The 14,852-nt window shown below is 28.7% G+C and carries 13 protein-coding genes; 2 read left to right on the top strand and 11 right to left on the bottom strand.

What is annotated here, in order from left to right:
• Positions 1-142 precede the first annotated feature (142 nt).
• The 5 genes from H8R92_RS01635 to H8R92_RS01615 form a co-directional block, all read right to left on the bottom strand.
• Positions 143-1,360 (bottom strand): M16 family metallopeptidase, encoded by a 1,218-nt coding sequence (locus H8R92_RS01635; RefSeq protein ID WP_186834531.1) that lies wholly within the window; start codon positions 1,358-1,360, stop codon positions 143-145.
• A gap of 77 nt (positions 1,361-1,437) precedes the next feature.
• Positions 1,438-2,790: a thioether cross-link-forming SCIFF peptide maturase gene (scfB, locus tag H8R92_RS01630; protein WP_022213159.1), complete on the bottom strand. Its 1,353-nt coding sequence runs from the start codon at positions 2,788-2,790 to the stop codon at positions 1,438-1,440.
• Positions 2,791-2,970: 180 nt separating this feature from the next.
• Complete coding sequence (scfA, locus tag H8R92_RS01625; protein WP_022213160.1) at positions 2,971-3,108, bottom strand: six-cysteine ranthipeptide SCIFF; 138 nt, start codon at positions 3,106-3,108, stop codon at positions 2,971-2,973.
• A 151-nt stretch (positions 3,109-3,259) separates the two neighbouring features.
• Positions 3,260-3,493, bottom strand: coding sequence for a hypothetical protein (locus H8R92_RS01620; RefSeq protein ID WP_022213161.1), 234 nt, complete (start codon positions 3,491-3,493; stop codon positions 3,260-3,262).
• 215 nt (positions 3,494-3,708) lie between these two features.
• Positions 3,709-5,106, bottom strand: a complete 1,398-nt coding sequence (locus H8R92_RS01615; protein WP_186834530.1) for a VanW family protein — start codon at positions 5,104-5,106, stop codon at positions 3,709-3,711.
• A 179-nt stretch (positions 5,107-5,285) separates the two neighbouring features.
• Here H8R92_RS01615 and H8R92_RS01610 point away from each other — a divergent pair, with 179 nt between their 5' ends.
• Positions 5,286-6,437 (top strand): DEAD/DEAH box helicase, encoded by a 1,152-nt coding sequence (locus H8R92_RS01610; protein WP_022213163.1) that lies wholly within the window; start codon positions 5,286-5,288, stop codon positions 6,435-6,437.
• A 27-nt stretch (positions 6,438-6,464) separates the two neighbouring features.
• Here the strand turns inward: H8R92_RS01610 and H8R92_RS01605 are convergent, their stop codons facing one another.
• Positions 6,465-7,298, bottom strand: a complete 834-nt coding sequence (locus H8R92_RS01605) for an Mrp/NBP35 family ATP-binding protein (protein ID WP_186834529.1) — start codon at positions 7,296-7,298, stop codon at positions 6,465-6,467.
• Between the two features lie 219 nt (positions 7,299-7,517).
• On the opposite strand from H8R92_RS01605, the gene H8R92_RS01600 reads away from it, so the two are divergent.
• Positions 7,518-8,174, top strand: a complete 657-nt coding sequence (locus H8R92_RS01600; RefSeq protein ID WP_022213165.1) for a hypothetical protein — start codon at positions 7,518-7,520, stop codon at positions 8,172-8,174.
• A 78-nt stretch (positions 8,175-8,252) separates the two neighbouring features.
• On the opposite strand, the gene H8R92_RS01595 is transcribed toward H8R92_RS01600, so the two are convergent.
• The 5 genes from H8R92_RS01595 to H8R92_RS01575 all read right to left on the bottom strand — a co-directional run bounded on the left by H8R92_RS01595 (position 8,253) and on the right by H8R92_RS01575 (position 14,747).
• Positions 8,253-9,083, bottom strand: a complete 831-nt coding sequence (locus H8R92_RS01595) for a carbohydrate ABC transporter permease (protein ID WP_186834528.1) — start codon at positions 9,081-9,083, stop codon at positions 8,253-8,255.
• Entirely contained in the window at positions 9,083-9,925 is an 843-nt protein-coding gene (locus H8R92_RS01590) for a carbohydrate ABC transporter permease (RefSeq protein ID WP_022213167.1), read from the bottom strand. The genes H8R92_RS01595 and H8R92_RS01590 overlap by 1 nt, the downstream gene beginning before the upstream one ends.
• A gap of 102 nt (positions 9,926-10,027) precedes the next feature.
• A complete protein-coding gene (locus tag H8R92_RS01585; RefSeq protein ID WP_186834527.1) occupies positions 10,028-11,392 on the bottom strand; it encodes an ABC transporter substrate-binding protein in 1,365 nt (454 codons plus the stop codon).
• Positions 11,393-11,694: 302 nt separating this feature from the next.
• Entirely contained in the window at positions 11,695-13,032 is a 1,338-nt protein-coding gene (locus tag H8R92_RS01580) for an alpha-amylase family glycosyl hydrolase (protein ID WP_022213169.1), read from the bottom strand.
• A gap of 149 nt (positions 13,033-13,181) precedes the next feature.
• The gene (locus H8R92_RS01575) at positions 13,182-14,747 is read right to left on the bottom strand and encodes a C40 family peptidase (protein WP_022213170.1); all 1,566 of its coding nucleotides are present in this window, start codon (positions 14,745-14,747) and stop codon (positions 13,182-13,184) included.
• Positions 14,748-14,852: the final 105 nt, after the last annotated feature.

The raw sequence follows: 14,852 nt of genomic DNA, 5'->3' as shown, positions 1-14,852 counted from the left end.
CAATGTTTTATCTATGATATTATAATACAAATTGTAGCTTTTCTTCACATTCTTTAATAAATTATTTAATTATTTGTAATTATACATATAATTATTGTAAGTAACTAAACTGTTAGACATACAAAACTTACTATATTTCTTATTACCTTGTAATTATTTCTATACACTTATTATGAAACACTTTACTGCTTACAGCTATCAAATCTTCTTTATTTATATTTTCTAAGCCCTTGATTTCATCAAAATATAACTCATAATTACCAAACATAATATCATACATTGCTACTGCATTAGATAATCTTATGCTTTGTTCTTCATTAAATAACCTCTTTAATTTCAAGCTTTTTACAAGTCCATCAATTTCCTTCTTAGATAGATTTTCTAATGTTTCTTCTAAATTTTCAAAAATAATCTCAATGGAATTTATAGCTTCTTGTATTTTTTCTTCTCCAGTACTGAAAGTAATTTTATATAATCCAATACCACTTTCATTACTCACTTTAGTTAACACATCATACACTAGACCTTTTTTAGTTCTTAAACTATCAAATAGAAGGGAGTTAACACCTTCCCCAATATATTGATTTAAAACTTTAAAAACCTTTATTTCTTCATGATTTAAAACACTGATATCATATGTAATTAAAACTTTTGCAGTGTTAATGCCCTCTCTTTTATCTCTATAAATTCCTCCCTTAGCTTTTTCACTTTCTGTTAAAGTTGTTGTAAAACCACTATTATCCCAACTAATGAAATATTTATTAACAATCTCAATTATCTCCTCAAAACTCTTTTGAGATATTATCACTATGGTTGTGTTTTCTGGGAAATAATATTTATTATAAAACTCTTTCACATCCTCAATGCTTATATTTTCTAAAGATTTTTCCATTCCAATAATTGGATATTTTATCCTTCTATCTTTGTAGCTATTAAGAAATAATTTATCTTCACAAAATTGCTCTACTTCCTCATCCCACTCTTTAAGTTCTTCCTTAATAACATCCATCTCTTCTTTAAAACCATCATTTCCTAAAGTAGTATTAATTAATAAATCTGCATATAACTCTATACCTTTTGCTAAATCCTCACTTAATAATGTACCATAATAAATCACATAAGGATAATTAGTCATGGCATTTTGAAAACCAAAAATTTCACTGAACTCTTTATTTATTTCTACTTCTGATCTATTGCTTGTACCCTTATATATCATGTGTTCTGTTACATGTGCAATCCCAAACTTCCCCTCTGTATCTCTTATTGCACCTGCATCTAGTGCAATAGATATAGATGACAACATGGAATCAGTACTTTTATACACAAGCTTTAAACCATTCTTTAATATATATTCTTGCATAATACCCCCTAAAAATTTAATTGATAAACTGCTACTGCTTTTTAATAAAAAAACGAAGCTATTGCTTCGTTTTTTTATTATTCTGCCTTAAGTGCTATAGCACATTCAATTCTCTTCTTTTGCATTTGACATCCAATATCGTAAGGATTGTTAATATCGTTATTGAACGCTATGTTATTAGCTTGGCATCCACCAGAGCAATAGAATCTAGCCCAACAGTTTCTACATTTTGGCTTATTGTATATATGTGCTTTCTTAAAACTCATTCCTAAATCTGCATTATAACTATCATCATAAATGCTTCCTAATTTATATTCTTCCTTACCAACAAATTGGTGACATGGATAAACTTCACCTTGTGGCGTTATTGCAACATATTCAAATCCTGCTCCACAACCTGATATTCTCTTATAAACGCAAGGACCACCATTTAAATCTACTTTAAAGTGGTAGAAGTTAAACTCTTTTCCTTCTGCTTTCTTTTGTACTAGTTCATCATATAATTTATCATAGCTTTCAAATATTTTAGGTAAGTCTTCTTTTCTTAAAGCTAACGGATGTCCATCTTCTAAAACAACTGGCTCGATAGATATTTCTCTAAATCCTTCATCTACCATCATCTTAACATCTTCATAGAAATCAAGATTTTCTCTTGTAAATGTACCTCTTACAGTATGAGCTTTAGTCTTATCTCTCTTAGCTACCATTTTCTTTATATTTGGTAATATTTGATCATATGATCCTTTACCATCAAATCTAATTCTTACCTTATCATTCACTTCTTTTCTACCATCTATGGAAAGGATTATGTTTTCTAACTCCTTATCCATATAGTCCATCATCTCATCAGTTAAAAGTGTAGCATTAGTGGTCATGGTAAATCTTATTCTCTTATTCCATTTTGCTTCATTTTCTCTAGCATACGCAATAATTTCTTTGATTGTATCCATCATCATTGTTGGTTCTCCACCAAACAAATCTATTTCAATATTTTTTCTAGGACCACTTCTTTTAACTACATAATCTATTGCTTTTTTTGCTGTTTCTAATGACATCTTACCTTTATGTCCATTATATTCTCCTTCATCGGCAAAGCAATACTTGCATCTTAAATTACAAGCATGGATTATATTTAAACATACTGCTTTTATATAATCTCTATCATCCATTGAAGAATGAGCTATATCTTCATACTGATCTTCTGTGTAAAGAATTCCTTCAGCAACTAATTCTTGTAGTTCTTCATAAGCTTCTTCAACTACATCAGCCCCATATTTAGCTCCAAAATCTGCTACTAACTCCTCTTTTGATCTTAATTTGTTGTCATCTACTAAATCATATACTAGCTCGTCTACTATATGAACTGCTCCAGTATTTACATCTAAAACAAAGCATTTTCCACCTTGTTTAAATTTATGAATTAATGACATTAATACATCCTCCTTATAACAATACAGCTATTATTAAACACTACACTATATATAAATTTTTCTTTAGTAATCTTAATAATTCAACTTTATTAACTTACGCTACAATTTATAGGTATTCTTTCTTTGATTTCTTAAAAGTATAGGCAGTAACTAAGCATTATAGTTACTGCCACTTTTTAACTATGCTTCACATTCTAAGTTAGCAACTGTGCAAGAAGTCTTGCAAGCTGATTGACATGAGTTTGCACATTCCTTACAACCTGGTTTGCTTAAGCTATTTTTTATATTTGTCTTGTTTATTGTTTTGATATGTTTCATGTACAAATCCTCCATTTTATATTAATAACAACGGTTATTATAACACATTTTACCGTGGTAATAAAGCTATTACTTTCCATAACATCTTTTTTTTACTATGAATATAAATAAAGTAGCTAAGCTAACAAGCTTAAACTACTTAACTACTTTTCTACAATGAACTTTCCTTCTTAATTTCATTTATCATTTCTTCTTCACTTAAAGTCTTATCATCATAAGAATTATATAAATCATCTAATGAAACAGTATAATAAAGTCCTTTTTCTTTTTTATTTTTTTTATTTTTTTCACTGACCTTATTTTTTATCATGGTTCCAGCTGCAACTGAAGCTGCTATTGCTGAAAGTGCTCCTATAAGAATCTTTTTTCCATTTTTTCCTGACATACTTTCACCTCTCTTATTATAAAAATTATAATAATTTATATTAACTTAATCAATTTATTTTTTCATTGAATTAAATTAATAATTTCTATTTTTTTTCATACTTACATCACCATATCCTAAAAATTATAACTATTAATTATATTTCCATTATAATTGTATTTTATAACCATATATAACAAAAAAGCTATTGCAACTTTGCAATAGCTTCTAAATTTTTAAGAAAATGGTTGATATACACTTTCATTTAAGTATATGCTATCAACTAAATTTCCTGATGAATCATACTTATCTAAGTAAGTATAGCAATAAAGACTGCTTACAGCCTCTACTCTTGGTTCATAAGTATATCCATTAGTAGCATTTGAATTTGACCATATTTCCACAGTTAATGACCCACCTGTTGATGAAGTAGTTATTATTAATGGATAATCATAAGTATTAACAAATCTTAAATCAATTAAGTCATCTGCTAATGTTGCATCTAATCCTATTCCTATATATCCTACTGTCATCATATGGTTTTGTCTTTCTGTTGGAAGTATTCCAGCTCTAAGCTCTGCGTTGTATAAAGTAGTAGCTATCTGGCATACTCCTCCTCCCATTCCTGGAACTACTTGTCCACCTACATACGTATTGGAACTTACAAAACCTCTCTCTGCTGTAGTTGGACCGATTCCATCAGTACAAGAGAATTCTTTGCCAGGCATTAATAACGTATTATTAAAATATGCTGCCCCAGTTTGAATGTTATGTCCACTATTTCCAGCTGAAAAATACGTTGTAAAGCTTGAAATTCTAGTATCTATTGTTCTTAATTCACTAGCTTTTATATCTGCTTCACTTTCAACTAATGATCCATTAGCAACTACATCAGCACCACCATTTTTTCCAGTAATTTGAGAAGTTATTGAATCAACTAATGTTTGCTCATCTAATATATATCCGCTTTGTTCTTCTACTACATTAACTACTCCACCTGAAATTGATGCACTTGCATTTACTGGTTCAACTTTTACATCTTCAGCTATCTGTGCAACAAATTCTTTAATTTTTTCTTCATTAACAGTAGTTGTTAAGTCATAAGTTTTTTTCTTAGGTTCATTAATTAAATTTAATTTGCCCTTGAAGCTTTTATTTTTACCATATGACATTATTTCATCTTTAACTTTATCTGTATCAGTAGTTACATCTAACTCAGTATAACTTGAAGAATATTCTTTACCATTCACAGTTACCTTAATTGTTTTATTAGCAATCTCAGCATCTTTTTCTGCTAATATTTTTGATAAATCCGCTTCATTTAATTCACCTACAGATTCAGAATAAATATACACTTCTGGATATACCTTATTTTCATAACTATCAACAAGCTTTTTATTGCTTATCCACCAATATAATATCCCACTTATAATGCCTATAAGAACTATAATACCTATTGTTAACCCTACCTTAAATTTTTTACTTTTTACATTTACATCCTTATGAATATCTTTTTCAGAAATTCTCTGCATAGTATCTTCAGATTCAATCTTTTCTTCATGAGTTTTATTTTCTATTTCTTCTTTAGCAATTGTTTCTTTTACTTCATCTAATTTTTTATTATCATTATTCATATTCATCCCTCCCTTATTTAAACAACTTTTCCCATAAACCATTATACACTATTTATACCTATTCTTATCATTTTTTGTTCGCAAAATTCTCTAATTTTTTTACTGTTTATTTTTTTCTTTATACTGTTATTTATTTTAGTGTATACTATAAATACTATTATTATATTAAGGAGACACCAATGAATAAATCATTTAATGAATTAAATATAAACCAGTCTATTGTTATGGCATTAAAAAAACAAAATATCACAACCCCAACAGGTATTCAAGAAACTTCTATTCCTTTTGCTTTAGAAAATAAAGATATTATTGCTGAAGCACATACTGGAACTGGCAAAACCCTTGCATTCCTTATTCCTATATTTGAAAAAATAAACTTAGAAAAACGTGAAATGCAAGCTATTATTTTAGCTCCTACTCACGAATTAGTAGTTCAAATTGAATCACAAATAAAACTTCTAGCTACTAATTCTCATATGGATATTAAATCTTTATCAATAATGGGCGAATCTAATATTGAAAAGCAAATAAAGAAACTAAAAGAAATTAAACCTCACATAATTGTTGGTTCTCCTGGAAGAATCCTTGACTTAATCAAGAAAAGAAAAATTACTGCTCACACTATTAAAACAATCGTACTAGATGAAGCAGATAATTTATTATCTAAAAATAAACCTACAATAATAAAAGATATTATAAAGTCAACTATGAAGGACCGTCAGCTAATGTTCTTCTCTGCAAGCATTAATAAAGAAACTTTAAACCTTGCTAAAACATTAGTAAAAGAAGTTGAAATCATTAAGATTGAAAATAAATCTGAAATAAATCCAAGAATTGAACATATCTGTATCTTAGGTAGCCTAAGAGATAGATTTGAAAATTTAAGAAAACTACTTGCTGCTGAGCAACCTAAAAGAGCTATTGTATTTGTTAATAACAATACTGAGCTTAGACAAATTAATGAAAAACTACAATACCATAAGGTTAAATCTACAGCTATTTATGGAAATGCTTCTAAAGAAGAACGTCAAAGAGCTTTAGACTCCTTTAGAAGAGGTAAATGTAATGTTCTTGTTTCTTCTGACTTATCTGCTAGAGGTCTAGATATTCCTGAAGTAAGCCATATAATCAGCTTAGATTTCCCTGTAAATCCTGATGAATACTTACATAGAGCTGGAAGAACAGCTAGAGGAGATAATTCTGGAGTTTCTGTGTGCTTAATAACTAATAAAGATATTGAAATACTTCAATCTTATGAAAAAGCCTTTGGCATTGAGTTTACCGTAAAAAAATTATACGGTGGAAAACTTATGGACATGGAACAACAATAAAAAAGCAGCTTTATAGAGCTGCCTTTTTTATAGGATTATTTTCTTTTTGCATTTACTTATTATTTTATCAATTATCGGATCAAATAAATCTAAAAGGTCTTCATTCTGCTCTGCAATACTATAATTTACAATTGATTTATGCATTGGAAGCTCACCTAATAAATCTACATTCATATCCTGCAAGAATTTTTCTGTATTCTCACCATCAAACATCCTAATTTTCTTGTCACAATCGGGACATTGTATATAACTCATATTTTCAATAACACCAAGTACTTCGATGTTCATTTTTCTAGCCATATTAATTGACTTTGATACTATCATAGATATCATATCTTGAGGTATAGATACCATTACAACACCCTTTATAGGAATTGATTGCATTACAGTTAGTGGTACATCACCAGTCCCTGGTGGCATATCTATTATTAAGTAATCTAGTTCTCCCCAATATACTCCTGTCCAGAACTGATTAACAATCCCTGTAATGGCTGGCCCTCTCCAAATCACAGCTTCATCTTCTTTTTCAACCACTAAATTAAGAGACATAACTTTAATTCCTTCAACAGTTTCTACTGGATAAATAAGCTCTTCAGTTCCCCTAGCTCTTTCATTTTCTATATGAAATAATCTTGGTATACTAGGTCCTGTTATATCAGCATCTAAAACCCCAACTTGATATCCTCTAGCTGCTAATTCTTTTGCTATCATAACTGACATTGTTGATTTCCCAACTCCACCTTTACCGCTCATTACTCCAATTATATTTTTAATCTTATTTTGTGAATTATTTACTATTCCACAGCTTTCTTCATCTTTACCACATGTTCCTTTACTTGGACAACTATTACAGCTTCCCATAGTAATCACCTCTTATCTATTGAATTCAATATAAATTCTATTTTATTCTTCTTATATATGGTTGTCAAACAATAGCTATCATACAGAATACATGTCATTATATCACTTATAGATATTATTTGCTAAATATAGCATAACTATCATTTATTAATTATACCTAATAATTTTTATAATTTTACATAAAATAATTTATATTAATTAATATAAGGAGTAAATTTTATGAAAAAATTATTAATTACATTTTTAATAGGAGTTGCTTGTACAACTGCATTTCTTCCATCTTTACATAGTACTGCCTCATGCATGAGCATTACTAATCACTCTGCTCCTGCCTCTAAAGATTATTATAAAGATAGGGCTGCAGTGCACATCACAGATTTAAAAGATGAGTTTTCTATACTCACCTCATCTGGCATTAATGATGTAGATTTTCTTAATTCAGAAATTGCAGTACTTAGAACAACCATTTACATTTCAGCTTTAATTCAAAGTTATATAACAGATGAACAACTTATTGATCTTGCAGAAGAAATTGTACAGCAAAATAGTGGTATTATACGTGAAAGTAGAATACTAATAGATAAACTTTCTATTTCTGAAAAATCAAATTCTACTAACAATGAAAATTATGTAAAATCATCAAAGGAAATTACTGATGCACTATTTACTAATTTAAGCAAAATAAATCCTGATGAAAGCGACTCTTTGACTTATATAAATCAAGTTCAATACCTTATTGAAGCCTCAAAATCTCTAGCTAACTTAATAAATAAATCTACTGAAAATAATATTATCAAGGAAATGGCTGAAGATATAATTAATAATGCAGATAATAATCTTGAAACAATAACAGAAATAAAGCCAGCCTTTAACTAATTGATTATAATATGAAGAAAGTCATAATTGACTTTCTTCATATAGTTTTCTTTTCATTATCTATTATCAATTACTCCACTATCCTTTAACTGCTCCTGCTGCTACTCCTTCAATAATATATTTCTGACAAGTTAAATAGAATATTATTATAGGTATAATTGCTAATACTAATACGGCCATCATTGCACCCATATCAATTGCGCCATAACCGCCTCTTAAATATTGTACTGCCATTGGAATTGTTTTATAATCACTCTTTAATACTAAAGATGGTAGCAAATAATCATTCCATATCCACATTACATTTAATATTGCTACAGTAATACAAATTGGCTTTAATAATGGAAGCACTATTAAAAAAAATGTCTTTATAGGATTGCAACCATCTATCAAGGCTGCCTCTTCAATATCAATGGGAATTGACTTTACAAAGCCAGAAAACATAAATATTGAAAGTCCTGCTCCAAACCCAAGATAAAGTACTATAAGACCTATAGGATTATCTAAACTAAGCATATTAGCCACCTTACTCATAGTAAACATGACCATTTGGAATGGAACAATCATAGAAAATACAAAGATAAAATATAATACTGTACTTACTTTGTTTTTAGCTCTAGTGATATACCAACCTGTCATAGAAGTAAACAATACAATTACAATTGTTGAAAAAAATGTTATGAATATTGACCAACCAAAGGCACTTAAAAAACCTGTCTTTGACAATCCATCAATATAATTTTGTACCCCTACAAATGTCTCAGCTGTAGGTAATTTAAAAGGAGCATCACTAATATAAAGCTTACCTTTAAAAGAATTAAATAATATTATAAATATAGGAGCAAGAAATATAACTGCCAGTATTACTAATAATATATAAATAACTATATTACTTTTTTTGCCTTTCATTAACTTTCAACCTCCTTTTTCCTAGTAATATTTAATTGAATAATCATTATTATAGCAACTATAATAAAAAATATTACTGCTTTTGCCTGTCCTACTCCTTCCCAGCCATTCCTACTATAGAATGTTTTATAAATATCCAAAGCTAACATTGATGTTGCTCCAGATGGTGCACCATCTGTTAAGGCTAAGTTCTGATCAAATAACTTAAAAGCATTAGATATAGTTAAAAAGAGACATATTGTAACAGAAGGCATAACTAATGGAATTGTAACCTTTCTTAAGATTTGTGATTTTGAAGCACCATCAATCTTAGCTGCTTCAATTAAATCATTAGGTATATTTTGAATTCCAGCAATATAAATTATCATCATATATCCTATAAGCTGCCAATTCATCATTATAACTAAACCCCAAAACCCATAGCTAGCACTATATGTTAAATTCACATTAAAGTGACTTAATACACCATTAATTATTATTTGCCATATATACCCTAAAACAATTCCTCCAATTAAATTGGGCATAAAGAAAATAGTTCTAAATACATTAGTGCCTTTTAATTTCCTAGTTAATAAATAAGCAAAGGTAAATGCCAATATATTTACTGTTATAGTTGAAACAACAGCAAACTTAACTGTAAAAAATAGTGCATTAATAAATTCATCATTTGAAAAAACCTTTATATAATTACTTAATCCTACAAACTGTGCATCAGCTACTGTTGTAAACTTAGTAAAAGATAAGTAAATCCCCATTATAAAAGGTACTAGAAAAGATATACAAAAAGCTACAAAAGTAGGCAATACAAAAAAAGCAAAATACTTCTTTAAAATCTTCTGCACAAGAATCCCTCCTTAATTAATCGATAATTGATAATTAAGGATGAAACTCCTTAATGACTTTCCTCCTCAATTATCAATTCTCTATTTTTAATTATCAATTAACTACTGTGCTTTTTCTAACTTCCAATCATCTTTTACTGTTTTAACTACATAATTCCAATCTTGAGTCCCTTGAACATACTCAAGTAATGCATCATTAAATGTCTCTTTAAATTTTTCACTTGGGAATGCTTGGAATATCCAATTTACATTTTTAATATTATCTTTCTCCATCCATTCCATAACTTGCTTTGACAATGGATCTAATGGTCTCTCATCTTCAGTAAAAGTATCAAATGGTGCTATAAATCCTAAATCACCAACAACATAAGATTTTCCTGTATCACTGGTAAATAGCCAGTTTATAAAATCTATTGAAGCTTGTTGTTCAGCTTCTGAAGCTTTACTATTAACTGCGAAATAGTTCTCTGTACCTATACATATACCTTGACTTTCTTCTCCCTTTATACCTGTATATATTGGCAAGAATTTTATATCATCTTGTTTAACAACATTACCATCAACATCTTTAATTTGTGCCCATGCCCAATTTCCATTTTGAACCATTGCACATTTACCTAAAGCAAATTCAGACATTGAATCATCAACACTCTTATTTCCTAAAAGTCCTTTTTCAGTACAAGAATTATCTAAGTATAAATCAAAAATATTTTTATATTTATCATTATATTTAAATTCTACTGTATCTGATGCAAGACCAGTATCTATAATTTGTGTATCATCTTCACTTTCATCTTTAAACTCATAATAAAATGGTAGATTTGCTAAATGAGTATCCCAACGCCATCTATTTCCTGAAGACATAGATGTTGAAGCAAATACACCATCTATACCAAGTTCATCTTTATTAGCCTGCATATCTTCAACAACTTCTTTTAATATATCAAAATTATTAATATCATCTACAGATGTAATATTTGTCTTTTTATTGGCAAGAGTTATATATTTGTCCATTATTTCCTGATTATAAATTATTCCATATCCCTCAACTGCATAAGGTATACCATAAACTCCATCTCCATCAGTTACTGCTAGAGATTTATCAGATAAATGACTATAAAGATCAGTATCTTTTAAATTTGCACAATAATCTTTCCAGTTATTATATCCTACTGGCCCATTTATTTGAAATATTGTAGGTGCTTCACTCTTGGCCATTTCTGACTTCAAAGTTTGCTCATAGTCTCCACTTGCAGCTGTTTCTACTTTAACTTTTACTCCAGTCTCTTTTTCATAGTCTTCAGCTACACTCTTATAAACATCAGCAATTTCTGGTTTAAAATTCAAAAAATAAATCTGTGCTGAATCTCCTCCATTTCCTTCTTCACTGCTTCCTCCACATCCAACTAAAGAACTGGCAACCATAGACATAACAACTCCAGCTGCTACTAATTTTTTATTAACCATAAAACATACCCTCCATATTTTATATTTAAAATTTATTCCATATGGAATAAATCTTACTTGCAAACCTCCAGTAACGATTTCATTTATTGAATCATAATAATTATTTAATCTCTTTATACAATATATAACTTTATGTAAAAAAATATTAATACTAAAAATAATTTATTTTATTTTTATCAGTTTGTTGAAAAAAAGAGGATGTGGCATTAAGAATAAATAATACAATATATTGTGTTGATTTTTAATTATTAAAACAATATATTGTATATAAAATTTTTAGTGCGACAGCCCCCTTTTTTCTTTTATATAGAATTATCTTTACTGATTATTAATGCTCCATATGGCTCTATAGATATATTTCCATCTATGCTAATTTCTTTTCCACTTAATAAATCTATTGCCTTATGAAAACTAAAATTGTAATTAATATCTACATTTTTATCATCTAAATTTAGGGCAACATATATTTCCTGTTCTTTAAACTTTCTTAAAAAGACAAATTGTTCATTTCTTATAATGATGGGACTATATGTTCCGTGCCTTATAGCCTGGCTTTTACTTCTTATCTCACCTAAATCACATATTAATTTAAAAAGTTTCTTATTTCCATCTTTTAAAGTATCTATATTTAACTCTGGTCTTAATGGTAAATCAGTATTCTTTCCCTTTATAGCCTTTATGCCATATTCACTACCATAATATATACTAGGAATTCCCGGCATAGTATAAAGCAATGTGTAAATATTATATATATGCTCTGGATTTTTTATTACACTAGCAAGTCTATTTACATCATGATTATCTACAAAGTTATATAAACATAACTTTTCATAGATTCCGCCTTTTTCAAACTGCCTTCTAAATGAATGAGCTATTTCAAAATAATTTCTATCATTATGACTGGAATATAACCCCTTATAACACTCATAATTAGTAGTTGTATGAAGCATTTCATCATTAGCCCATCTTGAATAATCTCCATGAATAACTTCTCCCATAAGCCACAAGTCTTCCTTTTTATAATTTATATGATTTCTTAATTTTTTAAAAAAACTAAAATCAATACTATCTGCTGCATCTATTCTCACTCCATCTATTTTAAATTCATCGACCCAAAAATCTAGTGCCTTAAAAAGATATTCACACACTTCTTCATTCCATACATTAAGTTTCACTAAATCAAAACATCTATTCCATGGCTCATAATAAAAACCATCGTTCTCTGGAGTGTTGCCATTAAAATTTAAATTAACAAACCAACTACAATATCTAGACTTGTCTCTATTTTCTTGCAAATCTTTAAAGGCAAAAAAATCTCTTCCTACATGATTAAAAACTCCATCAATAACAATCTTTATATCATTATCATGTAGCTTGTCACATAATTCTTTAAAATCTTCATTTGTCCCTAATCTCTTATCTATTTTAAAATAATCTATTGTATCATATCCATGATACGTAGATTCAAATACTGGTCCTAGATATACTGCATTTACCTTCATTTCTTTTAAATGTGGTATAAATTGTATAACTTTCTTTAGTCTATTTTTCTCTTGATATTCTTTACCTGGTTCTAATACTCCACAAAATCCTAATAAAAATAATTCATAAAAAATACATTCACCTATCCATGAAACCATTTTTTATCTACTCCTATTTAATTATTACTATAAATATTTATATGTTTATATATAATTTATATACTACTTTTATCTATATAATGACAAAAGGATTAAGCTTATTTATATACTTAATCCTTTTTAATAAATATTTTTTATATTATAAATAATTAACTTAAAACTCTTCTAGCTCTGCTTACATAACTCCAAGGAACATTTCTTATTTTAACAAAGTCTCCTGTATTTGAAGATTCTATCCATTGATTATCACCTATATACATACCAACATGTCCAAGATCAGCACTAAACAATAAATCTCCTGGCTGAACACCGCTTAATTGTATTTCAATACCAGCATTTATTTGAGAATAAGTAGTTCTACCAATATTTATTCCAGCTTGAGCAAATCCCCATTGCATTAATCCAGAGCAATCAAATGCACGATACCCTTGATTCACATATCCTTCAGCATGAATATACTCACCATATGCTGCATCTTCAGGAAATCTAACCTTCAATTCATTTAGTGAATTAGTGGTAAGATATTCTCCTGATCCACCCCATACATATGGTGCACCTACTTGCTCCTTCATAGCATTTAAAACTATATTATATGCTTCTGAATTTGAAATATTTTCTGAACCTGTAGTATTTCCTTCTGATGAATCTTCATTTAAAGTGCCACCTATTCCAACTTTTATGTAATCTGAATGTACATATCCTGTTGAATTTCTATAATTGATCTCATACCAGTTTCCCTCTTCTCCAACAATTTCTACTGCTTCACTATTTACTAGATATCCTAAAACAATAGCACTAGAAGATGGACTTTGACGCACTCTTAAATTTGATCCTTCAACATTAACAACATATCCACTTCTTATTGAAGCATTATTATCTGATTCTGTTTCTGATGAATACTTATTTAATGTAATATACTCTTTACTCACATAAGCAATAGAATTATTATATAATATCTTATACCAATTTCCTTCTTCTCCTATTATATTAACTGCATCTCCTTCATATATATTACCTAAAATAGTTGATGAAATTGATGCTCCTTCACGTATTCTAAGAGCTATATTGCCTAAATCATAAGCATATCCTACAGCTGTTATTGAAGAACTTCCTGAATCATTTTTTGAATTTCCGCCATTACTTGTACTTCCTATAGAAACATAATCTGCACTTACATAGCCATATCCCCCATTATATTGGATCTTATACCAGCTACCTTCAACAGCCACAATAGATACTGTAGAGTTATCTAACACATATCCTATAATTGATGAATCTAAAGAAGCTCCACTTCTTACTCTTAAATTAGGAGCTGCATCATATACAGTTCCTGTATATATAACATCATATGTGGTAGATGATGAACCTGCTGATATTTCATCAACATAATCTTCAAATACATATCCTACTATATCATTATATTGTATTTGATACCATTGATCACTTTTTGATATAATATTAAATCTTGTTCCTTCAATCATAGTTCCTAAAACTTCTGAAGATGTTGATGCTGCTGCTCTAATCCTTAAATATGTTGAGTCAACATTTACAACTTGTCCCTTATTTGATGATCTGCTATTAATATTTTGCTCATGACCATCATTTGATAAATCATCAGTAAGTTCTACCGCATGAGCTTTTACTGAATTTAAAGCTAATATTCCACCAATTACTCCTGATATTGCTATAATTTTTTTAATTTTTCTTTTCTTCATACTAATATTTTCCACCCCACTTATTTAACATTTAATTCTCGTAAAATTTTAACTTTTCTTTAAAGTATTTATTTTACCATGTTTTTACCGTTTTTTCTATGGAAT

Source organism: Clostridium lentum, from assembly GCF_014287815.1.
Taxonomy (GTDB): domain Bacteria; phylum Bacillota; class Clostridia; order Clostridiales; family Clostridiaceae; genus Clostridium; species Clostridium lentum.
This window is presented reverse-complemented; position numbering and strand designations above follow the sequence as displayed.

What these genes read in the sequence shown, in the direction of transcription:
- scfA (WP_022213160.1), bottom strand. Translation starts at nt 3,108, where the DNA reads ATGAAACATATCAAAACAATAAACAAGACAAATATAAAAAATAGCTTA.
- H8R92_RS01610 (WP_022213163.1), top strand. Translation starts at nt 5,286, where the DNA reads ATGAATAAATCATTTAATGAATTAAATATAAACCAGTCTATTGTTATG.
- H8R92_RS01635 (WP_186834531.1), bottom strand. Translation starts at nt 1,360, where the DNA reads ATGCAAGAATATATATTAAAGAATGGTTTAAAGCTTGTGTATAAAAGT.
- scfB (WP_022213159.1), bottom strand. Translation starts at nt 2,790, where the DNA reads ATGTCATTAATTCATAAATTTAAACAAGGTGGAAAATGCTTTGTTTTA.
- H8R92_RS01575 (WP_022213170.1), bottom strand. Translation starts at nt 14,747, where the DNA reads ATGAAGAAAAGAAAAATTAAAAAAATTATAGCAATATCAGGAGTAATT.
- H8R92_RS01595 (WP_186834528.1), bottom strand. Translation starts at nt 9,083, where the DNA reads ATGAAAGGCAAAAAAAGTAATATAGTTATTTATATATTATTAGTAATA.
- H8R92_RS01600 (WP_022213165.1), top strand. Translation starts at nt 7,518, where the DNA reads ATGAAAAAATTATTAATTACATTTTTAATAGGAGTTGCTTGTACAACT.
- H8R92_RS01620 (WP_022213161.1), bottom strand. Translation starts at nt 3,493, where the DNA reads ATGTCAGGAAAAAATGGAAAAAAGATTCTTATAGGAGCACTTTCAGCA.
- H8R92_RS01580 (WP_022213169.1), bottom strand. Translation starts at nt 13,032, where the DNA reads ATGGTTTCATGGATAGGTGAATGTATTTTTTATGAATTATTTTTATTA.
- H8R92_RS01585 (WP_186834527.1), bottom strand. Translation starts at nt 11,392, where the DNA reads ATGGTTAATAAAAAATTAGTAGCAGCTGGAGTTGTTATGTCTATGGTT.
- H8R92_RS01615 (WP_186834530.1), bottom strand. Translation starts at nt 5,106, where the DNA reads ATGAATAATGATAATAAAAAATTAGATGAAGTAAAAGAAACAATTGCT.
- H8R92_RS01605 (WP_186834529.1), bottom strand. Translation starts at nt 7,298, where the DNA reads ATGGGAAGCTGTAATAGTTGTCCAAGTAAAGGAACATGTGGTAAAGAT.